The sequence below is a fragment of the Acinetobacter sp. WCHA29 genome (assembly GCF_002165335.1).
Taxonomy (GTDB): domain Bacteria; phylum Pseudomonadota; class Gammaproteobacteria; order Pseudomonadales; family Moraxellaceae; genus Acinetobacter.
In genome coordinates this window covers 1-20,866 of record NZ_NHRQ01000009.1, presented here as the reverse complement: position 1 = coordinate 20,866, position 20,866 = coordinate 1, and the positions used below count along the sequence as shown (strand labels likewise).

At 38.4% G+C, this 20,866-nt stretch carries 22 protein-coding genes, 2 tRNA genes and 1 other RNA gene; 18 read left to right on the top strand and 7 right to left on the bottom strand.

The genetic code is table 11. The features are described from left to right. Positions 1 to 17: 17 nt before the first annotated feature. Positions 18 to 1,097 (bottom strand): outer membrane protein assembly factor BamD, encoded by a 1,080-nt coding sequence (locus CDG59_RS08035; RefSeq protein WP_087544704.1) that lies wholly within the window; start codon positions 1,095 to 1,097, stop codon positions 18 to 20. A 71-nt stretch (positions 1,098 to 1,168) separates the two neighbouring features. Between CDG59_RS08035 and rluD the strand changes: the two genes are divergently transcribed. From rluD to CDG59_RS08000, 7 genes are all read left to right on the top strand, one after another. Next, complete coding sequence (gene rluD, locus CDG59_RS08030) at positions 1,169 to 2,218, top strand: 23S rRNA pseudouridine(1911/1915/1917) synthase RluD (RefSeq protein ID WP_087544702.1); 1,050 nt, start codon at positions 1,169 to 1,171, stop codon at positions 2,216 to 2,218. An 86-nt stretch (positions 2,219 to 2,304) separates the two neighbouring features. Further along, a complete protein-coding gene (gene pgeF / locus CDG59_RS08025) occupies positions 2,305 to 3,045 on the top strand; it encodes a peptidoglycan editing factor PgeF (protein WP_087544700.1) in 741 nt (246 codons plus the stop codon). Positions 3,046 to 3,127: 82 nt separating this feature from the next. Continuing rightward, positions 3,128 to 3,694 (top strand): flavodoxin family protein, encoded by a 567-nt coding sequence (locus tag CDG59_RS08020; RefSeq protein WP_087544698.1) that lies wholly within the window; start codon positions 3,128 to 3,130, stop codon positions 3,692 to 3,694. Positions 3,695 to 3,800: 106 nt separating this feature from the next. Continuing rightward, on the top strand, positions 3,801 to 5,030 hold the full coding sequence (locus CDG59_RS08015) for a helix-turn-helix transcriptional regulator (RefSeq protein ID WP_087544696.1): 1,230 nt from the start codon (positions 3,801 to 3,803) through the stop codon (positions 5,028 to 5,030). Then, a complete protein-coding gene (locus CDG59_RS08010) occupies positions 5,023 to 5,679 on the top strand; it encodes a hypothetical protein (RefSeq protein ID WP_087544694.1) in 657 nt (218 codons plus the stop codon). The genes CDG59_RS08015 and CDG59_RS08010 overlap by 8 nt, the downstream gene beginning before the upstream one ends. 98 nt (positions 5,680 to 5,777) lie before the next feature. Continuing rightward, positions 5,778 to 6,554 carry a PD-(D/E)XK nuclease family protein gene (locus tag CDG59_RS08005; protein WP_087544692.1) on the top strand — a complete coding sequence of 259 codons (777 nt, stop codon included), beginning with the start codon at positions 5,778 to 5,780 and terminating at the stop codon, positions 6,552 to 6,554. Positions 6,555 to 6,587: 33 nt separating this feature from the next. After that, a complete protein-coding gene (locus CDG59_RS08000) occupies positions 6,588 to 7,262 on the top strand; it encodes a hypothetical protein (RefSeq protein WP_087544690.1) in 675 nt (224 codons plus the stop codon). A 65-nt stretch (positions 7,263 to 7,327) separates the two neighbouring features. On the opposite strand, the gene smpB is transcribed toward CDG59_RS08000, so the two are convergent. Beyond that, positions 7,328 to 7,804 (bottom strand): SsrA-binding protein SmpB, encoded by a 477-nt coding sequence (gene smpB / locus CDG59_RS07995; protein ID WP_004663490.1) that lies wholly within the window; start codon positions 7,802 to 7,804, stop codon positions 7,328 to 7,330. Positions 7,805 to 7,932: 128 nt separating this feature from the next. On the opposite strand from smpB, the gene coaD reads away from it, so the two are divergent. The 5 genes from coaD (at position 7,933) to CDG59_RS07970 (ending at position 9,481) form a co-directional block, all read left to right on the top strand. Then, complete coding sequence (coaD, locus tag CDG59_RS07990; RefSeq protein WP_004663488.1) at positions 7,933 to 8,424, top strand: pantetheine-phosphate adenylyltransferase; 492 nt, start codon at positions 7,933 to 7,935, stop codon at positions 8,422 to 8,424. After that, entirely contained in the window at positions 8,425 to 8,688 is a 264-nt protein-coding gene (locus tag CDG59_RS07985; RefSeq protein WP_004663486.1) for a YfhL family 4Fe-4S dicluster ferredoxin, read from the top strand. Positions 8,689 to 8,714: 26 nt separating this feature from the next. Beyond that, an RNA gene (gene rnpB / locus CDG59_RS07980) (RNase P RNA component class A) lies at positions 8,715 to 9,070 on the top strand. Positions 9,071 to 9,131: 61 nt separating this feature from the next. Beyond that, positions 9,132 to 9,208 (top strand) — tRNA-Met (locus CDG59_RS07975). A gap of 196 nt (positions 9,209 to 9,404) precedes the next feature. Further along, a tRNA-Met gene (locus CDG59_RS07970) sits at positions 9,405 to 9,481 on the top strand. A gap of 218 nt (positions 9,482 to 9,699) precedes the next feature. Here CDG59_RS07970 and CDG59_RS07965 read toward each other — a convergent pair. Next, the gene (locus CDG59_RS07965; RefSeq protein ID WP_087544688.1) at positions 9,700 to 10,731 is read right to left on the bottom strand and encodes a hypothetical protein; all 1,032 of its coding nucleotides are present in this window, start codon (positions 10,729 to 10,731) and stop codon (positions 9,700 to 9,702) included. Then, on the bottom strand, positions 10,724 to 12,349 hold the full coding sequence (locus tag CDG59_RS07960; protein WP_087544686.1) for an NAD+ synthase: 1,626 nt from the start codon (positions 12,347 to 12,349) through the stop codon (positions 10,724 to 10,726). The genes CDG59_RS07965 and CDG59_RS07960 overlap by 8 nt, the downstream gene beginning before the upstream one ends. Before the next feature lie 698 nt (positions 12,350 to 13,047). Between CDG59_RS07960 and CDG59_RS15300 the strand changes: the two genes are divergently transcribed. Next, complete coding sequence (locus CDG59_RS15300) at positions 13,048 to 13,212, top strand: hypothetical protein (RefSeq protein ID WP_004913964.1); 165 nt, start codon at positions 13,048 to 13,050, stop codon at positions 13,210 to 13,212. Between the two features lie 54 nt (positions 13,213 to 13,266). Here the strand turns inward: CDG59_RS15300 and CDG59_RS07950 are convergent, their stop codons facing one another. The 3 genes from CDG59_RS07950 to CDG59_RS07940 are packed head-to-tail and all read right to left on the bottom strand — an operon-like array spanning position 13,267 to position 15,552. Further along, positions 13,267 to 13,791 carry a hypothetical protein gene (locus CDG59_RS07950; RefSeq protein ID WP_087544684.1) on the bottom strand — a complete coding sequence of 175 codons (525 nt, stop codon included), beginning with the start codon at positions 13,789 to 13,791 and terminating at the stop codon, positions 13,267 to 13,269. 60 nt (positions 13,792 to 13,851) lie between these two features. After that, entirely contained in the window at positions 13,852 to 14,304 is a 453-nt protein-coding gene (gene hemJ, locus CDG59_RS07945; RefSeq protein WP_087544682.1) for a protoporphyrinogen oxidase HemJ, read from the bottom strand. An 18-nt stretch (positions 14,305 to 14,322) separates the two neighbouring features. Beyond that, positions 14,323 to 15,552, bottom strand: a complete 1,230-nt coding sequence (locus tag CDG59_RS07940; RefSeq protein ID WP_087544680.1) for a beta-ketoacyl synthase N-terminal-like domain-containing protein — start codon at positions 15,550 to 15,552, stop codon at positions 14,323 to 14,325. 289 nt (positions 15,553 to 15,841) lie between these two features. Here CDG59_RS07940 and CDG59_RS07935 point away from each other — a divergent pair, with 289 nt between their 5' ends. The 5 genes from CDG59_RS07935 to CDG59_RS07915 form a co-directional block, all read left to right on the top strand. Beyond that, a complete protein-coding gene (locus tag CDG59_RS07935) occupies positions 15,842 to 17,191 on the top strand; it encodes an EcsC family protein (protein ID WP_087544678.1) in 1,350 nt (449 codons plus the stop codon). A 170-nt stretch (positions 17,192 to 17,361) separates the two neighbouring features. Next, positions 17,362 to 17,736, top strand: a complete 375-nt coding sequence (gene rpsL / locus CDG59_RS07930; protein WP_004638184.1) for a 30S ribosomal protein S12 — start codon at positions 17,362 to 17,364, stop codon at positions 17,734 to 17,736. Positions 17,737 to 17,896: 160 nt separating this feature from the next. Further along, positions 17,897 to 18,367, top strand: a complete 471-nt coding sequence (gene rpsG, locus CDG59_RS07925; RefSeq protein WP_004638185.1) for a 30S ribosomal protein S7 — start codon at positions 17,897 to 17,899, stop codon at positions 18,365 to 18,367. A 178-nt stretch (positions 18,368 to 18,545) separates the two neighbouring features. Next, the gene (gene fusA, locus CDG59_RS07920) at positions 18,546 to 20,684 is read left to right on the top strand and encodes an elongation factor G (protein ID WP_005158306.1); all 2,139 of its coding nucleotides are present in this window, start codon (positions 18,546 to 18,548) and stop codon (positions 20,682 to 20,684) included. Between the two features lie 93 nt (positions 20,685 to 20,777). Beyond that, on the top strand, positions 20,778 to 20,866 hold an 89-nt coding region (locus tag CDG59_RS07915; protein ID WP_072292276.1), incomplete at its 3' end, for a GTP-binding protein.

The window sequence follows — 20,866 nt, the reverse complement described above, 5'->3', positions numbered from 1 at the left end:
GTTTTGATGAGTGCAAATTAATTTGCAGCATCAGCCCCCGAAGTTTCTTTGGTCTCAGGCTTATCTAATAGCCCGAAGCTTAAACGGTTCATCCAACTTGGTTTATCGGTTGGTTCTTCAATAGGAGCAGAATTGATTTCTTCGGTTGTCGGTTTATCTAATAAACCAAGGCTCAAACGATTTGTTAAGCTGCGTTGCTCAGTTTCACCATTGGTTTGTTCTTTTACTTGTACCGTTTTAGATTCACGACCAAGCAAGCCTAATGTGGCACGATTGACCCAACTACCTTCTTTACGAGCAGCACGAAGATTTACTTCACCATTTGCCTTAACTAAATTTGGATAGTTTAGTTTTAAGAGATCAATATATTGCTTAGACGTGGCTTGATCGCCTAATTTTTGGTAGCTATACGCTAATATTGCAAGTGCTTCAGGTGTTTGTGGTGTTTGAGGGTAATGTTCAATGACCCATTGTGCGCGTTCAGCAGCAGCCAACCATGCTTTACGTTGAACATTGAAACGTGCCGCATTCATTTCACTTTCAGCCAATTCTTGACCGATAAATTTCATACGTTGTGCAGCATCTACTGAGTATTGGCTACTTGGGAAACGACGAATCAAATCTACAAAGTTTTGATAAGCGACTTTAATGTAGCTCACATCACGATGTGATTGTTGTAATGAGGTATAACGAATCAAACTGTCATAATTCATTTCCATGTTGGCTACACCTCGAACATAGTAGGCGTAATCAACATTTGGATGTTGTGGATTTAAACGAATGAAACGATCTGCCAGTGCAATCGTACCTTCATAATCTTTTTGTTTAAATTTGGCGTAGATGAGTTCAAGTTGTGCTTGTTGAGTGTATTGTCCAGTTGGATAATACGTATCTATCGCTTCAAGTGATTTAACAGCATCCGTATATTGATTACGTTCAAGTGATTTTTGTGCTTTTTCAAAATAGACTTGTTCACTTGACTGTGGGCCTTTATCAACTACTTCTTTTTTGCTTGGATTACTGCTACAACCAACAAATACAGACGCTACGCCTAAAGATAAAGCCAATATGGTAATTTTATAATGGGGTAGCGACATAAAAATTCCTCTGCTTTTGGGACAATAAGCTACAATGGTGCTATTAAACCATTTTTGTATCGATCATCAAAATGACTTCAACACAATCTTCCAATTCAAACCTTTCTGAGACAGATTTCTTACTTGAAGATTCTGTCGATGCAGATAATCATAATTCTGATACAACTGCAACACGTTTATCGTTGCAAATTCAACTCGATGAAGAGTATCTAGGTCAGCGTATTGATCAGGTTGCTGCATCGGTTTGGAGCGAGTTTTCTCGTGAAAAGCTCAAGCAATGGATGAAAGATGGGCATCTGTTGGTAAATGGTAACATTGTAAAACCTAAATATCGTTGCGAAGGCAACGAATTGCTTACGCTGAATGTTGAGTTAGAAGCCCAAACCTCGAGTCAACCTGAAAATATTCCCCTCAATATTGTCTATGAAGACGACGATATTATTGTGATTAATAAAGAAGTTGGCATGGTGGTTCATCCTGGTGCTGGCAATCCTACAGGTACTTTGGTTAATGCCTTGCTTTATCATGCACCGAAACTGGCTGAGCTTTCACGTGCAGGTTTAGTACATCGTATTGATAAAGATACCAGCGGTCTATTGGTTGTTGCAAAAACATTGGAAGCCCAGTTTTCTCTCAGTAAACAACTTGCGAAAAAAACCGTTTATCGTGTTTATGATTTAGTTGCATATGGAAATATTATTGCGGGTGGGACGATTGATGAGCCAATTAAACGTCACCCAGTCGATCGTGTCAAAATGGCGATCTTACCGGGTGGGCGTGATGCAGTAACACATTACAATGTGAAAGAGCGTTTCCGCGACTTCACGCGTATTCAGGCGCAACTTGAAACAGGACGTACCCATCAAATTCGTGTGCATTTTAGTTATCTTGGACATGGTTTGGTAGGTGATCCTGTTTATGTCAATCGTGTACGTTTCCCTGCTGGCGCATCAGAAGTCTTAATTGACATGCTACGCAGTTTTAAACGTCAAGCGTTACATGCAGCAAAATTAGGTTTAGTGCATCCACGTACTGGCGAAGAAATGATGTTTGAAGCACCATGGCCAGAGGATTTCACTCAACTGGTGGAAGTACTTCGCCAAGAGAATGAAGCGTATTAAAAAAATTCTCTTTAAATAAAGGGGGATGTGTTTAGCTTCTCCCGTTCAAAAGCTAAGACATATATTCTGGTAAGAGGACGGATTTTATGGAATTTGTACAAGGTTTGCCTAAAGGTGTGTATCTAGGGCAAACGCGTATTGAACATCCTCAAACCATTGCAACTCAAAATGAAAATCTATCAGGATTTAATCTGGCTTTGCATGTCAATGATGATGCTCAACGGGTTCAGCAGCACCGTATGATCTTGCTAAATGAATTATCTGTATATGGTGTTGATAGAATCACATGGATGACGCAAACCCACAGCACCATTTGCTATACCATCAATGAACAGATTCCATTTGTTGCACTTGAAGGCGATGGTTTGGTCACGCAACGGGCAGGGCATGCCTTGATGATGATGACAGCGGATTGTCTTCCTGTTGTCTTGGGTAATAACGAAGGTACAGAAGTAGCCAATCTACACGCAGGTTGGCGTGGTTTGGCTAATCGAATTGTCGAAAATACCGTGACGGAAATGAAATCTCAGCCAACTTGGGCGTGGTTAGGCGCTGCGATCAGCCAACCTTGCTTTGAAGTCGGTGCTGAAGTAAAAGCCATTTTCTGTGAGCAATATCCTGAATTAGCTGTTGCTTTTATTTCAGGTCAAACTGAAGGTAAATATCAGGCTGATTTGTATGCAATTGCCCGATTTATTTTAAACAGTTTAGGTGTGGAAACAGTATTGGGTGGTGATCAGTGTTCTTATCAGCAAGCAGAGGATTATTTCTCCTATCGTCGTGATGCAAAAACTGGACGAATGGCAACATTTGTATTTATGCAATAAATCTATCCTTTGCACTATTGATTCGCCTTGTATTCGTTAAAAATGTTAAACTTGATTCAATTCATTGGTTTTTAAATTCTCCATGTCTGTTATTGAGCAAATTACTCCCCAAATCAAAGTTTGTGTGATTTACCATAGTCCTTATGGGCACACAGCTAAGGTTGCACAATATATCGCACAAGGCGCTGAACAAGCGGGAGCCGAAGTGCATCTACTTTCTGTGGCTGCACCGCAATGGGATTTATTGGATCAGGCGGATGTGATCGTGATGGGTTGTCCAACCTATATGGGAAGCTTAACTTCTGCTTTGAAACAGTTTATGGAGGATTCTTCTAAACGCTGGTTGGCACGTACATGGCAGGGGAAATTGGCTGCTGGTTTTACTAACGGTGGTGGTCTCAGCGGAGACAAATTGGCGGTATTACAGCAAATTAATTTATTTGCGATGCAACATGGCATGTTATGGGCTGGTTTGCCATTTATGCCAACAGGAAGAAGTCCATTGGATATTAACCGAATGTCGAGTTTTCTGGGTTTAATGACGCAGTCCGATAACGCTAGCGTTGAAATTACACCGCCCGAAGGGGATTTAGAAACTGCACGCAAGTTTGGCAAATATTTGGCTGAAATAAAGATTAAAAATAATTAAAATCAATACCTTAAAATAAATAATAAAAATTTTTCTATCGGACATTATATGTCTGGCAAGGCTGCTATGATGACTTTAACAGCAAGAGTTAAAGTCGGAATAAGCCATGAAAATGACAAAACCAAAAGGTTTTCCAAGAAATTTAAATCGTCGTCAGTATCATCAAAACATTGAAATCAATAAATTGAATAGAGTATTGAATTTATATTATCAGTTACCACGTCTACCTAAACAACCTTGTCCAATGGATCAATTACAGCTAAAAGTACGGTCTTGGTATAACGATGAAATTGATGATCAATCCATGCGTAAAGCCATTAAACGGGACTTGGATAAGCTTAAAAGTATTTTAGTGACAGGGACAGTAAATTGTATTCCTAAAAAGGGCAATCAACCGAGTGAATATTATCTAAGTGAAGATGCTGCAATCGAAGAAATGGATGCTGAATTGGCTCTAGTGCTTGTTATGGCAAATAGTTATTTACATCAATACTTGCCTGAAACGATTTATAATAATGTTAAAGGTCATTTTGAATCTGCTACCAAACAATTAGAAAAAAATACTCAATTACAAGATTGGCAAGAAAGGATTCGTTTTGTACCTACAGGTTACCATAATACGGATGTTGATAATTTTCATATGGAAAAAGTTAAAAATATTTATACTGCCTTATTAAATAATGAACAATGGGTCAAATGTTTATATCGAAAAGAAGGTTCATTTGAGCAAACAGAATATACGCTTAAACCACATGGTATTATCCAATATGGAAATAAGCAATATCTTATGGCAAGTAAGATTGTTGATCAATATAGTGAGTTGCGTACATTTAATATGCAGCGTTTTGATAATGTCAAATTTGCTAAACAGCGTATTAGTGTGGATGTTGATTCATTTGATTTAGATGATTTGGTTGAAGAAAAAGAATATGAAAATGCTCATTTTGAGAGGGAAGAACTTTCAATCAAGCTGCGTTGTGAAAATTATCTGAGAGATGAATTAGAATCTTATCCAATTGATGAATATCAGGATATTATTGATCAGGATGAAGATTATTTTATCCTTGAGGCAAAAATTATTATTACGACCAGTGTTTTAAATTGGTTAGTTGAAAAATCACATTCCATACAAGTGATTGAACCACAAGAGTTATTTGAAAAAGTTAAAGTACATGTCTTGGCTGCACGCAATTATTATGACGTGGACTATGATGATTTAGCAGAATATCGAGATGATGAAAAAGAAGAAAGTGATCTTGATTCATTTTCTGATGATGAATCGGATGCTGAAATTGAGGATATAGATCAGGATTCAGTTGAGCTAGATCATGAGTGAAGATATTTCTATCTATGCTGATGCTGACAAAATGATCTGTTTAGAACATACCAAATTGTATTATAGAAATTTGCGTATTACCGCTTCATTGATTGATGTATTACCAACTCAGTCTAAAGATACAGTCACAATGATTGTGACGGAAAATCAGGATATTTTAGCAGAAATTAATGCGGATCATTTTAACTTTTTGATCCTTATTGTGCCAGAAAGTGTTGTAATGCCTTTAAATACTAATTTGTATAATGCAATTATTTATCGGTATAAACAAAATGAATCCTATCAGGTTGCAATAGAGGAAATACTGGTAAGTTCGGTTTCTTTTATATTTGATCGAGATTATAGTTTAGATTTTTTGGAACTAAAAAAAGCTTTATCTTTTAAGCAAGGGGAATATTTAAATATTGAATATAGTTCTATAAAAATGGAAGTTCTGGATGAAATAGAATTTGATCGTTTTCAATATAATACTTCATTTATTATTCACATGAATTTAAAGTCTTTACAGTTTGAGAAAATGAATGAGGTAATGAGTATTGTTGGGGAAAAGTTAGTTGATGAACATTGGGGTGATATCTTGTATGAAGTAAAAGACTGTGGGGGTATTTTTCCAGAAGAAGTTTTTATTTTATATACCGTTGCAGATTAGATAAGGAGAATGATATAAGTTTAAACAATTAAAAGTATTATGTTTTTGAATGACTAAAGTAGAAATGTCTTAATAAAAAGTGATGGGGAGGTAAAAATATGGAGTTGGCTATACCAGAATTTTCTAATCAATTAGCAAACTTCTTTAATGATTGGAAAAGGCTAGAACGGCAGCAACAGGATGTTGTTCAAGAACAGCTTTCTTTTGAGGAGAATCTTGGACGGTTTTTTAAAGACTGGCGTAAGGTATTTATCAATGATAGGCAACTTGCTCGTTTCTTTAATCAATATCAGTCAGACGAAGTTCAAGCACCTATTCGTGTAGCCCAACAGCAAGGATTAGCGGTGAATGTCTGGCAAATCGCAGGTTTAAAAACTGATGAAGTGCGTCATAGTAAAGTATTGACATGGTTTTTAGATTGTCGGGGCGATCATGGACAGGGGAATGCGATTCTATTGCACCTGTTAAAAGAACTGCCTTTGATGGAAAAATATCAAACTAAACGTTATTTTACGACGGAAGAATGTTGTCCTTTAGGCAATCAGGAAAGTCGGGTCGATATTGAAATTGATGCAGATGAGTTTTTACTTTTTATCGAAATTAAAATTAATGCAACGGAGGGGAAAGATCAATTACAACGTTATATTGATATTGCCCAAGCCAAAGCCAAAAATCGGGATTGGTTGATTGTCTATTTAACAAGAGATGGAAAGTTACCTGAGAAATATAAGCTATATAAGGAACAGGAACGATTGATAGGGCTGTCATGGAAAAAACTTGCTGAAATATTTTATGATTACGCCAAAGATCGTGACGTCAATAATCGTAGTGTATGGTTATTGAAACAATTTGCTGATCATATCAAAAAATTTTAATTTAAATGAATTGCTTTATTCTAGGGGAAAATAATGAGCAATACTAATGCAGCAAAATTAATTATTGAAAATATTCAATTGTTGGAACAGTCAAAAAAGATGATTGAAGATGAAATAGGTGTAAAACTACATGAAGCAGTAGATAAAGTCATCAAGGAGCATATTGATAGTTTTGGAGAGTGGGAAGGATGTTATCAATTTTTAGAAGAAGGGTATATTGCTTTCGCTCCTAATAATTGGAAAGCCAAAATCTCAAATAAATTTCATCAAAATTTTTATGCAAGATATTCTTTAAGCTCTGAAAGTAGTGAAACAGATCAGGAGGGTAATGAATGGTGGTTAAGTAGTTTCCTAAAAAATGATATTGAACGTGTTATCTTTAACTTTTATCCATGGTATGATAATTTTAAAGAAAAGGTTAATAATAAAAAGTGGAAAGAATTTTCCAATGAGCAAAACCAATTAATACCTCAAATTGAGCAGTTAGGCTTTAAATATAATGCTACAAATGGTAGCTGGTATCTTGTTGTAGATGGTATTGAACCAGCAGTTTTTATTGAAAGCTATGAAAATGACGATTTAGAAGATGCTTTAACGCCTATCACAGAAGCATTAGATACTTTGAAACAGGCACATCCATATTTTGATCAAATTGTACAAGCTGCAATCACAAAGTTTGGTCGTATTGATAGTGAAGATGCTGCATAAGTGGATATATTAAAAAGAGCTTTGTCGAAACAAAGCTCTTTTTATGTAAGATAGGGGGAAGAAAATTACTTATGCAACATCCTAGCTTTATCTCTCTGCCAGTCACGGTCTTTTTCTGTGGCACGCTTGTCATGTAACTGTTTACCTTTCACCAGCGCAATCTCCAGCTTAACCAGATGACCTTTCCAATAACAAGCAAGCGGCACACATGAATAACCTTTTTGATTGACGGCACCCAAAAGTTTTTCTAGTTCGCGACGAGAAAGTAATAATTTACGTGTTCGTGTAGATTCAGGAACCACATGCGTTGATGCCGATAATAACGGCTGGATTTGTGAACCGAATAAGAAGGCTTCACCATTTTTAAAAATGACATAACTTTCGGACAGAGTCATACGACCTGCACGTAAAGACTTAACCTCCCAACCTTGGAGGGACATGCCTGCTTCAAATTTTTCTTCGATAAAGTAATCGTGACGTGCTCTTTTATTTTGAGCAATCGTGCCACCATTATGTTTTTTTACTACTGTTGCTTGCGCCATAATTCAAACTTCCACAATTACATATATTGTGCCGTAAAATGCAATCTTTTTCCATCGTTTAGCAATTTCGCGTTTAGAGCTAAATTTGTTAAAATATGTACCTTATCTCATTAACTAGAGTACAACGCATGTCTAAAACACGTGTGATTTATCCGGGGACTTTCGATCCAATTACCAACGGGCACGTTGATTTGGTTGCAAGAGCATCAAAAATGTTTGATGAAGTGGTGGTTGCAATTGCAATTGGTCATCATAAAAATCCAGTGTTTAGTTTAGAAGAGCGTGTAGAATTAGCAAAAGCTTCATTAAGCCATTTGTCTAATGTAGAGTTTGTTGGTTTTGATGGTTTATTGGTCAATTTCTTTCGAGAACAACGTGCAACAGCGGTACTGCGTGGTTTAAGAGCAATTTCAGATTTTGAATATGAATTTCAGTTGGCAAATATGAACCGCCAACTTGATCCTCATTTCGAATCAGTATTTTTAACCCCATCAGAGCAATATTCATTTATTTCATCAACATTAGTAAGAGAAATTGCTCGATTGAAAGGTGATGTGAATAAGTTTGTGCCCGCTGTTGTTGTTGAGGCATTTGAACGTAAACATCAGCAAGGTTGGTAGATGTCTCTTTATATTACTGATGAATGCATTAACTGTGATGTTTGTGAACCAGTATGCCCCAATGAAGCCATTTATATGGGTGAATTGATTTATGAAATTAACCCTGCACTTTGTACAGAGTGCATTGGGCATCATGATCAGCCACAGTGTCAGTTATTTTGTCCAGTTGATTGTATTCCGCTTGATCCTCAGCATGTCGAGTCACAAGATGAGTTGATGGCAAAATATAAAAAATTAACTGCACAAAAAAATGCGAGCAATTAACTTCGATCTTTGATAAGATGCGCCACGAAGTGGGCTGGACGGTCGCTGCTGTGGAGGTCTCCGTGACTGAAACAGGGGAGGAAAGTCCGGGCTTCATAGGGCAAGGTGCCAGGTAACGCCTGGGCGGCGAAAGTCGACGGCAAGTGCAGCAGAGAGTAGACCGCCTCATTCGTGAGGTAAGGGTGAAAGGGTGCGGTAAGAGCGCACCGCGTGTCTGGTAACAGTTCACGGCAAGGTAAACCCCACCAGAAGCAAGACCAAATAGGAATCCTGAGGCACGGCCCGTGCTGGATTCGGGTAGGTCGCTTGAGCGTATGAGTGATTGTACGCCTAGAGGAATGATCGTCCTCGACAGAACCCGGCTTATAGGCCCACTTTTCAAATTTTTTGAAATTGTGCTTGACGTGTGTATTGAAAGTTAAGATAATGCGCCCACAGTTTTCGGCTATGTAGCTCAGTTGGTTAGAGCACCGCACTCATAATGCGGGGGTCACAAGTTCAAGTCTCGTCATAGCCACCATTTTATAGACCACGCTCCTGCGTGGTCTTTTTTTATTTGAACTTTTTGAATTAATTTTTTTCTGTTTGAGAGAAGATTTATTGAAAAGTAATCAAATAAAAATTAAAAGCACAAAAACTGTTCATATATTTCATGTTTTCAATGTCATACACTTGACCTGTTGTATAGAACACTAGATAATGCGTACACAGTTTACGGCTATGTAGCTCAGTTGGTTAGAGCACCGCACTCATAATGCGGGGGTCACAAGTTCAAGTCTCGTCATAGCCACCATTTTATAGACCACGCTCCTGCGTGGTTTTTTTATGTGCTTTTATTGGCTACTCAACTGATCTGATATCAATTGAATATTATTTATAGATTCAAGATAAAAAAAGAATAGCCATCAGATTTTCTGATGGCTTCAGTGGGTTAGCTTCAATGTGATTGAGTTAGAAAATTAGAGAGATATATTGATTTGGTCTCAATATATCTCAGCAGAAAAATAATAATTATAAATACTTTTCAATTGTCGCTAGAGTTTGATGACTTTCATAAAAAGGTTTTATGATCATGGTAATGATAGGTTCTAATACACCATGTTCATCTAAGGCTACAACGACTTTAGGATAAAAACGTACAGCTTCATTTTGAAGATCTGACTCTTCAATTCCGATCGCAGCAAATACATCCTCTAAGCTTTCGTCTTCATAAAAATCGTAGAAAACTTTTACGCCGTATAGGATGAGATCCTGAATGTAGGAAGATTGGCGTAGCTCTTTCCAGTATTCATAAATCATGACAAAGAATTCTTCAACATCCAGAGGTGTGACTTGTTTGGTGTATTCAGACAAAGGTTTAGCTTTGTTATCTTCCCAAATATTACGCGCCAAACTTTCTAAGTCATCGTTTGAAAGTAAGCTTAAATCGGCAAGTTGTTCTTGGATAAAGCGAGCAATACTTTCTTCGATTTTCTGTTCAATGCGTTGTTGTTGACGATGTGAAAAAGTCTTTAGTTTCTGCTGCCACTGATATTTGCTTTCAGAAATTTGTTCTTCGTCAGATTGTGAAAATAATTTTGGTAATTTATTTTGTAAAGTTGTGGTTGCAATATATTGGCATAATTGCTGAATTGAAGGGCTTTCTTTCAAGAAGTGGTTTAAATAATGTCGAATATTTTCTAATTCGAGAAATTTAGATAACCACATTTCAAATTGGCGATCTGAAAAAACATCTTCTAAATGTGCTGAAGACTGTAAAGAAAAAACATGCAAGCGTTGAGCAATTTCACCAATAAACTCTAACAGTCCAGCACCCAGCTGCATTTCAAATGCATAACGCTTAACAACGGCTTGGATTTGTTCAAGCTCTATTACTTCTTTCAGTTTGATATTTGGTGCATGTTGTAGAAACAACTGAATAAACTGCTGAAAGAACTCAGCAGAAAGCTGTGTAGTAAGTTGATTTTTATAAAATGCCACTTGCTCAAGCATAAGTGCTTGAGCAAGTAATTGTGACTTTTCAGAAACAATTTTTTCAGTCATTCGCGGTCCATCCATTGACGATAGGGTAGCGTCGTTCGCGACTGAAAGCACGTGAACTAATCCGTGGGCCAATTGCACCCTGACGACGCTTATATTCATTACGATCAACTAAGCGTATTACTTTTTCAACCACTTCAGCTTCGTAGCCTTTTGCAATTATGTCTGCTTGGCTAAGATCTTCTTCGATATAAGCGTATAGAATTGCATCAAGTACATCATAAGCAGGTAAAGAGTCTTGGTCTGTTTGATCAGGACGCAGCTCTGCTGAAGGTGGACGAGTAATGACACGCTCAGGGATCACAGGTGTTTCACTTAAAGTATTACGGTATTTTGCTAACTCGAAGACGATGGTTTTATAGACATCTTTTAATACAGAGAAGCCACCGACCATATCACCATATAGTGTGCAATAACCGACTGAAATTTCAGACTTGTTACCTGTTGAAAGTACAAGGTTGCCAAACTTATTTGATAAACCCATGAGCAGCGTACCACGGGTGCGCGCTTGCAAGTTTTCTTCCGTTGCATCCGCTGGTGTGTTGCCAAAGAACGGGAATAAGGTCTGCATGAAGCTATTTACGATTGGGTGAATCTCTGCAATACCGAAAGTTACACCCATACGACGTGCTTGTTCTGTTGCATCTTCTACACTCATTTGAGAGGTGTAAGTATAAGGCATCATCACGGCTTGTACTTTATCAGCACCAATCGCATCAACAGCAATAGCAAGTGTCAAGGCTGAATCGATTCCACCCGATAAGCCCAAGATCACACCAGGGAAACCCGAGCGTTGTACGTAGTCACGTGTTGCCATAACCAATGCTTGATAGATTTCGGCAAAAGTATCTAAAGTTGGGATGGCATTAGCAGTTTTAAATCGTTTTTGCTCTGCATCATATTCAGTCACATAAACAGATTCTTGAAAACTTGGTGCTTGTAATGCAAGTTCGCCATTTTTATTACTAACAAAACTTGAACCATCAAAAATAAGATCGTCTTGTCCACCCACTTGATTGACATAAACAATATTCAGATTCAGTTGTTTTGCGAGTTCATTTAATGTTTGGATGCGATGCTGTGGTTTACCGACTTCATACGGAGAAGCATTTAAGACAAGCACAGTTTCAACATTCAGTTGGCTAAGTTGTTTGACGGTATGCAGTGACCAAACATCTTCACAAATCAGTACACCAAACTTATGACCTAAATACTCAAAAACGAGATGTTGATGACCATCTTGGAAATAACGTTTTTCGTCAAAGACGCCATAATTTGGTAAGTTCTGTTTGTTGTATATTCCTAAAACTTGCCCATCTTTAATCACTGCGGCTGAGTTGTAACGGTGACCATCTTCAGTTTGATGTACGAAACCGAATACCATGACGATATCTTTTACTTCACTTAATTGAGCGAACGCTTTTTGAGTGCGTTTTTGTAAATTTGGGCGAAGTAATAAGTCTTCAGCTGGGTAACCTAGCGTAGAAAGTTCAGGGAAGATGATCAGATCAGCCTGTTGTTGTTTCGCTAAATTTGCTTGCTCAACCATCTTTTGAGTATTTGCGTCAATATTGCCAATATGCGGAGAAAATTGAGCAAGGGCAATTTTAAAATTTTTCATTCAAACCTAATCCTAAGTCTTAACAAGTGCTGATATACAAGTTCTTGATTTGTGTAAGTATAATTTTAAAGAACGTTGTATATCATAGCGCCAAGTATTCTATATCTTAAAGAAAAATGACAAGGTGTCTAATATATACTAATTGCACATTTTTCTGCGTAAAAATAACAAGTTTTTCTGTCTTAAAGAGCAACATTTTTAAATGGTTGCGTAGTAATGGTGCATGACTATGAATAAACTTAGCATTGTCATTTATTCTTTTTCTTCGTGTCACTTTCGCATACCGAAATGACAGTTCAATGACATGAATAGAAACACTCTTTTAGCTTATTTCGGTAATGGGATAAAAAATACAAAAAATTAGAGTTTTCGTAAAATTTAAATCTATCAAAAACATAATTTTATTGAATTGAATCTTTTTTGACCGTTCGTCGGGAATCCTTTTGCTACACTTGAGTGTACAAATGTCCACTGCTATTATCCTAATTAATGTGAACATCTGTACACTAGATGTAACAGTAAAAATATGCATTTCGCATATAAAAAGAGGTAATAGAAATGTCAGTTGTATTTTTTCCAGTAATTGCGTTTGGTTTAGCTGTTGTAGTTGGTCGTATTGGTACTTTAATGTTCCAAGAGCAAGTACAAGAGTCAGAGTAAGTTTGATTAATTAAACTTTTGATGAGAGGTAATAAGTTATGGTGATTCCAACAATCTTATATCCAGTAATTGCTTTTGGATTGGCAATTGGTGTGGGACGTATCGGTACAATTGTTAAAGATGCGATGCGTGTAGATTTTACGACTGAAATGGATGATAGTCATGAACTTAGCTCAGAGAGCAGTAAAAACACAGCAGCATAGAATTGCTAATGATGTTTCAAGCTGAAAAGCCCTGTAAATAAACGACAGGGCTTTTTATTGATTCAAAATAATATTTGGAATCTTCTTTAAAAAAATATCTCGTGCAATATCACCTTGTTGTTCAATGTTGTAACTAGTGAAAGTCTTGGTTTGAATAAATTGATAATGATAGGGATTATACTTTTTAAAACTTAGATAGTAGCCTGTCTGTAACAACATTCCTTTTAAGATGACATTGGTTTTTTGTTGAAATTGCAAGATGTGGGCGAGTTCATGAATAAAAATTGCCTGAAGGTCTAATGAGCAATTTGAATAATCCTGATAAAAATGTTGTTTATGTACAAATAGATTGCCGTTTGGTGCCATAAAAATATTAACAGGCTGCCAAGGGAGATAGGGGATATTGAAAATCTTAACTTCTGCATAGTTAATCAAGTCGCCAAATACGGGGCGTGCCATGGCGATTTCGCCTGACGTCAATCCACGATATTGGAACTCATTCATTTTAAGATAAAGGATTAGGTTTGCAATGAAGCCTGCCTTTAATCTTTGTATATATGTTTGAAATGATTTGATCATTTGAACTATAGATAGGAAAAGTGAGGGTGATCAGAATATTTTAGAATAAAAAAACCCCAGTTAGAACTGAGGTTTTACGACCACTAAGATGACCACGGCAAATAAGATCAAGGTTGGCATTTCATTAAAAAAACGCCAGAACTTGTGCGATTTATAGTGCGCATTACCAATTAGCTTTTTGCGGTAATAACCACAGACAAAGTGGTAAATCACCAATAATCCAACCAGACCGACTTTGAAATAGAACCATAAGGCTTCATGATAATGTCGGGTCGCATTCCCCCAGTCAACCAGAAAGTGGGCGGTAATTAATGTGGCAATCATCGATGGCCACATAATTCCACGATACAACTTGCGTTCCATCACTTCAAAGCGTTGATGACTAACGGTATCTTCGCTCATGGCATGATAAACATAAAGACGTGGTAAGTAGAACAATGCAGCGAACCAGCAAACCACAGCAATAATATGTAATGCTTTTACCCACAAAAAAGCATCAGAAGGTGCATCCATCGATAATCCTACGCAGGATTATGCATCCCACTTCTTGAAAATAAGGCAAGCGTTTACGCCGCCAAAACCAAAACTGTTACTCATCACAGTATTCAGTTTTGCATCACGTTTTTCAAGTACAATATCGAAACCTTGTGCGCCTTCATCAAGCTCAGTCACGTTGATGTTTGGAGCAATAAAGTCATTTTGCATCATCAATACAGAATAAATCGCTTCTTGAACACCTGCAGCACCTAAGCTGTGACCCGTCATTGATTTAGTTGAACTAAGTGGTGGAACTTGTCCTTCCCCAAATGCACGCTCCATTGCTTTAAGCTCAGTCACGTCACCCGCAGGTGTTGAAGTCCCGTGAGTATTGACATAATCGATTTGTTCTACACCGTGCTGTTTTGCTTCATCAAGTGCCATGAGGATACAGCGAGTCGCACCCTCACCACTTGGGGCAACCATATCTGCACCATCGCTGTTCGCTGCATAAGCAACAACTTCAGCCAAGATGTTCGCACCACGTGCTTGTGCATGCTCAAGTGATTCAAGAACCACAAAGCCACCACCACCTGCGATCACGAAACCGTCACGGTCAGCTGAATAAGGACGAGATGCTGTTTCTGGTGTATCGTTATATTTAGAACACAATGCACCCATAGCATCAAAAAGTAAGCTTTGAGACCAGTGATCTTCTTCACCACCACCAGCAAGCATTAAATCTTGTTTACCCAATTGAATTAAGTTGTAAGCATAACCAATTGCATCAGCAGAAGTTGCACAGGCACTGGTAATTGAGTGAGCAATACCTTGTAGTTTTAATGCAACGCCGACATTGGCAGTAATGGTATTACTCATATTACGAGGAACAAAGAAAGGACCAATTTTACGTGCGCCTTTTTCTTCTAATAGTTTAACCATCTCTGCAACAGAAGCAGTTGAGTTACCGCCGCTACCACCTGCAATACCATAACGAGGGTTATTTGCTAGATCCTCTTGTTTTAGACCCGCATGTTCTACGGCTGCAATCGCTGCGTTATAAGCATACATTGCACATACACCCATAAAACGCTTGATTTTACGATCAATACCATCAAAATCCTGTTCAGCAGCAGCGCTGACATGACTTTTAAAATTTAATTCGGCATAAGTTGGATTAAAACGTGTTCCTGAGATTCCATTTTTTAAAGAATGAGTGACATCTTCTAAAGAGTTACCGATACATGAGTTAATGCCCATACCAGTGATTACAACACGTTTCATTTACAGATCCCTTTTATGGTAATACGAAGCCTTGTGCATATCGCTATAAGTACAAATCAGGAGAAAATAACGATTTAAATGGCTTATGAGTGAATGACACCATCATAGCAGAAAGGTTTTTTATTTCTTATGGCAAATTTTATGCCTATTTCTAGTTGTGTGAATATTCGTAAATATAAATGTAGTTGAGACAAAAGGTAATGAAAGAACACAGATAAAAGTTGAGATAAATTTGCATTCAACCTAGTATTTACCTAGAGATGCAAAGATTATAGAACAGAGGTACTTGATGACAAAATCTAAAAACAAGCAATCTTCAGGTTTATTTACCCAAGCCTTTGGAGTGGCTAAAAAGCTCAGTTCAGAAATACAAAAACTTCAAACTGCGCCTAAAACATTAGCAACTGGATCTACAGATTCATCGAATGTGATCGAAGGGAAGGCGCATTTTAAAAGCCCATTTAAGATTGAGCAATACGAAAGCCCACAACATATGTTACGTCAACAGTTACCTAAATTGTCCCATCAACTTTTAGGTCGTCATTACACAAAAGTAAATAATGTTGCCTCTTTCATTTCACCTGACATGGGCGAAAAAGTTTCTGATTATTTATTTCAGTGGTTGAATGAATTTAGCTCGAATACTTCACTTACAGAAAAGATTCTGGAAGAAGCAGGTGTAAAAGATATTACCGAACTCACTCAAGATACGGGGCGTTCTCAACGTTTAAGTCAGGCATTAATCGAACAAAATAAATTATTAGCCGCTGCGCAAGGCGTTATCACGGGTGCTACAGGAGTTTGGGGTGCAGCTGTTGATATTCCTGCCTCGATTGTTCTAGCACTAAGAACAATTTATCAAACGGGTCGCTCTCATGGCTTTGATTTGGCCGATGAGGCAGATCAAGAAGTGGTTGCCTTTATTTTTAAAGAAATTGATTTGGGTATTATTGCTGAAAAACAAACAGTATTGATTGCATTAAAAGCGTTGAAGTCGATGTTAGAAACCCATGACTTACAACAGTTTCAGCAGTTGCTTGGATCGAGCAACGATGTTGAACTTGTAAAGAAATGGTTAGTTGATGAGGAAGGACAGTTTAAATGGGGGTGGTTAAATCATATCCCTCAAGCATCTGTGATTGGTAAATTAACGCCAGTTGCTGGTGCTGCTTTAGGTGGCTTTTATAGTTGGCGTTTACTCGAAGATGTTGGACACAAGGCACAATCTGTTTTCGGGGCAGCACGTTTTTATTTGAATGAATATCCGAATGAAGATCTTTCACCCTTAGAAGCCTATTACAAAGCGGAAGCATTATTAAGAAAGCCAAATTCACGATTGTTAAATGCAACAGAGACTACGACAAATGCAATAAGTAGTGTTGATGAAAGCAAAAATGATGTGATTACCAATGTTTCAGTGCAATCTAAAGATCATGTTGCTAAAGAAATTCAGACGAATGAAAACGTTGAGCAGGGTATTCAACAGCTTGCATCAGAGCATGTGGTCAAGCACGAACATACTGAACAGCAACCTGCTTTGAAAGAGCAATCAAATGAATTACTCACTTCTGATGAATCGGAACTATCTACAGAACCAAAAACAATCGATATAGAGCCTGCATCAACAAAACACAGTTAATTATTTGTTGGTGTGATTTAGACATCAATAAAACAACAAAATTATAGAAATGGTCAACAGTTGCTTTATCTTGCATTGTTGACCATTTTTACTTCTTGGCTTACAATTATGTGCCCTTAAAAAGAGGTGTTTTTCTTTTTAAGGTTGTTTAATCACGGGAGAATTGCCAAATGGCAACAACAAATCAGTTGATCCGTAAGGGTCGTACAACTTTGATTGAAAAATCAAAAGTTCCTGCGTTGAAGGCTTGTCCACAACGTCGTGGTGTATGTACACGTGTATATACGACTACTCCTAAAAAACCTAACTCAGCAATGCGTAAGGTTTGCCGTGTTCGCTTAACTTCTGGTTTTGAAGTATCAAGCTATATCGGTGGTGAAGGTCATAACTTACAAGAACACAGTGTTGTTCTAATCCGTGGTGGTCGTGTTAAAGACTTACCAGGTGTACGTTACCATACCGTTCGTGGTTCTTTAGACTGTGCTGGCGTGAAAGATCGTAACCAGTCACGTTCTAAATACGGTGCTAAACGTCCTAAGAAGTAATTCTAGGCAACCAGCCCAAACAACCCTTTAGCGTTTCGCTTGTTTGAATTCTTCATAGATTTGTAATTCAAGCGACGTATAGTAAGGCCAGCGTAGCGTACATGGCACTTGTACAAACTGCCGGATCATCCTGAAGTGTCATAATATTAGGTGTATTAAAATGCCAAGACGTCGCGTAGTCGCTGCTCGTGAGATCCTTCCAGATCCAAAATTTAGCAGCCAAACAATCGCTAAATTCATGAACCACGTAATGCAAGATGGTAAAAAATCTGTAGCTGAAGGTATCGTTTACGGTGCTTTAGAGCGTGTTCAAGAAAAAAACAAAGTAGACCCAGTTGAATTTTTCGAGACTACTCTTGAAAAAGTTCGTCCTATGGTCGAAGTAAAAGCACGCCGTGTTGGTGGTGCTACTTATCAAGTACCTATGGAAGTACGCCCATCCCGTCGTACTGCCTTAGCAATGCGTTGGTTAGTAGATGCTGCTGCTAAGCGTTCTGAAAAAACGATGGCTTTACGTCTTGCTGGTGAGTTGCTTGATGCAGCTGAAGGTAAAGGTGCAGCGATCAAAAAACGTGAAGACGTGCATCGTATGGCTGAAGCCAACAAAGCCTTCTCTCACTACCGTTTCTAAACGGATAAAACAGTCCCTAATCAGGAGAATATTCATGCGTACAGCAGCTCGATTCAACATCGCTCTTTATCAAAGTGGGAGCTTTGCGGGTATTTAAGTTGCCTGCTTGGATATTCGTGCGCATCAATTTAATTGATGCGTCCTGTTTTAAAGATAACATTTAGGAATGTAAGACATCATGGCTCGCCAAACCCCGATTACTCGTTACCGTAACATTGGTATTTCTGCGCACATTGACGCAGGTAAAACAACTACAACTGAACGTATCTTGTTCTACACAGGTGTATCTCACAAAATTGGTGAAGTACACGATGGTGCAGCAACAATGGACTGGATGGAACAAGAGCAAGAGCGTGGTATTACCATTACTTCTGCTGCTACGACTTGTTTCTGGTCTGGTATGGGCAACCAATTCGAACAACACCGTATCAACGTAATTGATACACCGGGACACGTTGACTTCACAATTGAAGTTGAGCGTTCTATGCGTGTTCTTGATGGTGCGTGCATGGTTTACTGTGCTGTTGGTGGTGTTCAACCTCAGTCTGAAACTGTATGGCGTCAAGCTAACAAATATAAAGTGCCTCGTTTAGCATTCGTGAACAAGATGGACCGTACTGGTGCAAACTTCTTCCGTGCTGTAGAGCAAGTTAAAACTCGTTTAGGCGGTAACCCTGTACCTATCGTTGTACCAATCGGTGCAGAAGATACATTTGCAGGTGTTGTAGATCTTATCGAAATGAAAGCGATTATCTGGGATGAACCATCTCAAGGTATGAAGTTTGAATATGGTGAGATTCCTGCTGACCTAGTTGATACTGCTAACGAATGGCGTACTAACATGGTTGAAGCGGCTGCTGAAGCTTCTGAAGAGTTAATGGACAAGTACCTTGAAGAGGGTGATCTTTCTAAAGAAGACATCGTTGCAGGTTTACGTGCTCGTACATTAGCATCTGAAATCCAAGTGATGCTTTGTGGTTCAGCGTTCAAAAACAAAGGTGTTCAACGTATGTTGGATGCTGTGATTGAATTCTTACCATCGCCAACAGAAGTTAAAGCGATCGAAGGTATCCTTGACGATAAAGCTGAAACTAAAGCATCTCGTGAAGCATCTGACGAAGCTCCGTTCTCTGCGCTTGCGTTCAAAATCATGAACGACAAATTCGTAGGTAACTTAACTTTCGTACGTGTTTATTCTGGTGTCCTTAAACAAGGTGACCCAGTATATAACCCAGTTAAGTCTAAGCGTGAACGTATCGGTCGTATCGTGCAAATGCATGCGAATGAGCGTCAAGATCTTGATGAAATCCGTGCAGGTGATATCGCAGCGTGTGTAGGTCTTAAAGACGTTACTACGGGTGATACATTATGTGATGAGAAAAACATCATTACACTTGAGCGTATGGAATTCCCTGAGCCAGTAATTTCATTGGCTGTTGAACCAAAAACTAAAGCTGACCAAGAAAAAATGTCAATTGCTTTAGGTCGTTTAGCGAAAGAAGATCCATCGTTCCGTGTACGTACTGACGAAGAATCTGGTCAAACAATTATTGCTGGTATGGGTGAGCTTCACCTTGACATCATCGTTGACCGTATGAAACGTGAGTTCGGTGTTGAAGCGAATATCGGTAAACCAATGGTTGCTTATCGTGAAACGATTAAGAAAACTATTGAGCAAGAAGGTAAATTCGTACGTCAAACAGGTGGTAAAGGTAAATTCGGTCATGTATATGTTCGTTTAGAGCCACTTGATGTTGAAACTGCTGGTAAAGAATACGAATTCGCTGAAGAAGTTGTTGGTGGTGTAGTACCAAAAGAATTCTTCGGTGCAGTTGATAAAGGTATTCAAGAACGTATGAAGAATGGTGTCTTGGCTGGTTACCCAGTTGTGGGCGTTAAAGCTGTTCTTTTTGACGGTTCTTACCACGATGTCGACTCTGATGAATTGTCGTTCAAAATGGCTGGTTCTTATGCGTTCCGTGATGGTTTCATGAAAGCAGATCCAATTCTTCTTGAACCTATCATGAAAGTTGAAGTAGAAACTCCAGAAGACTACATGGGCGATATCATGGGTGACTTAAACCGTCGTCGTGGTATGGTTCAAGGTATGGACGATCTTCCTGGTGGAACTAAAGCAATTAAAGCAGAAGTTCCATTGGCTGAGATGTTTGGTTACGCGACTCAAATGCGTTCTATGTCTCAAGGTCGTGCGACATACTCTATGGAATTTGCTAAATATGCTGAAACTCCACGTAACGTGGCTGAAGGCATCATCGCTAAGTTCCAAGCTGGCGGTAAAAAAGGTGACGACGAGTAATCTTTCGATTACTATATTACCCAACTAAAATTTAGTTAAAAAACCAAGTGCTCATGGGCGACCCTCATGAGCAGTTTATAAAGGAAGATCATCATGGCTAAAGCCAAGTTTGAACGTAATAAACCACACGTAAACGTGGGTACAATTGGTCACGTTGACCATGGTAAAACAACTTTAACTGC

Excerpts from the sequence above, each read along its gene's own strand:
- CDG59_RS08035 (WP_087544704.1), bottom strand. The coding sequence starts at position 1,097 with ATGTCGCTACCCCATTATAAAATTACCATATTGGCTTTATCTTTAGGC.
- rluD (WP_087544702.1), top strand. The coding sequence starts at position 1,169 with ATGACTTCAACACAATCTTCCAATTCAAACCTTTCTGAGACAGATTTC.
- pgeF (WP_087544700.1), top strand. The coding sequence starts at position 2,305 with ATGGAATTTGTACAAGGTTTGCCTAAAGGTGTGTATCTAGGGCAAACG.
- CDG59_RS08020 (WP_087544698.1), top strand. The coding sequence starts at position 3,128 with ATGTCTGTTATTGAGCAAATTACTCCCCAAATCAAAGTTTGTGTGATT.
- CDG59_RS08015 (WP_087544696.1), top strand. The coding sequence starts at position 3,801 with ATGAAAATGACAAAACCAAAAGGTTTTCCAAGAAATTTAAATCGTCGT.
- CDG59_RS08010 (WP_087544694.1), top strand. The coding sequence starts at position 5,023 with ATGAGTGAAGATATTTCTATCTATGCTGATGCTGACAAAATGATCTGT.
- CDG59_RS08005 (WP_087544692.1), top strand. The coding sequence starts at position 5,778 with ATGGAGTTGGCTATACCAGAATTTTCTAATCAATTAGCAAACTTCTTT.
- CDG59_RS08000 (WP_087544690.1), top strand. The coding sequence starts at position 6,588 with ATGAGCAATACTAATGCAGCAAAATTAATTATTGAAAATATTCAATTG.
- smpB (WP_004663490.1), bottom strand. The coding sequence starts at position 7,804 with ATGGCGCAAGCAACAGTAGTAAAAAAACATAATGGTGGCACGATTGCT.
- coaD (WP_004663488.1), top strand. The coding sequence starts at position 7,933 with ATGTCTAAAACACGTGTGATTTATCCGGGGACTTTCGATCCAATTACC.
- CDG59_RS07985 (WP_004663486.1), top strand. The coding sequence starts at position 8,425 with ATGTCTCTTTATATTACTGATGAATGCATTAACTGTGATGTTTGTGAA.
- CDG59_RS07965 (WP_087544688.1), bottom strand. The coding sequence starts at position 10,731 with ATGACTGAAAAAATTGTTTCTGAAAAGTCACAATTACTTGCTCAAGCA.
- CDG59_RS07960 (WP_087544686.1), bottom strand. The coding sequence starts at position 12,349 with ATGAAAAATTTTAAAATTGCCCTTGCTCAATTTTCTCCGCATATTGGC.
- CDG59_RS15300 (WP_004913964.1), top strand. The coding sequence starts at position 13,048 with ATGGTGATTCCAACAATCTTATATCCAGTAATTGCTTTTGGATTGGCA.
- CDG59_RS07950 (WP_087544684.1), bottom strand. The coding sequence starts at position 13,791 with ATGATCAAATCATTTCAAACATATATACAAAGATTAAAGGCAGGCTTC.
- hemJ (WP_087544682.1), bottom strand. The coding sequence starts at position 14,304 with ATGGATGCACCTTCTGATGCTTTTTTGTGGGTAAAAGCATTACATATT.
- CDG59_RS07940 (WP_087544680.1), bottom strand. The coding sequence starts at position 15,552 with ATGAAACGTGTTGTAATCACTGGTATGGGCATTAACTCATGTATCGGT.
- CDG59_RS07935 (WP_087544678.1), top strand. The coding sequence starts at position 15,842 with ATGACAAAATCTAAAAACAAGCAATCTTCAGGTTTATTTACCCAAGCC.
- rpsL (WP_004638184.1), top strand. The coding sequence starts at position 17,362 with ATGGCAACAACAAATCAGTTGATCCGTAAGGGTCGTACAACTTTGATT.
- rpsG (WP_004638185.1), top strand. The coding sequence starts at position 17,897 with ATGCCAAGACGTCGCGTAGTCGCTGCTCGTGAGATCCTTCCAGATCCA.
- fusA (WP_005158306.1), top strand. The coding sequence starts at position 18,546 with ATGGCTCGCCAAACCCCGATTACTCGTTACCGTAACATTGGTATTTCT.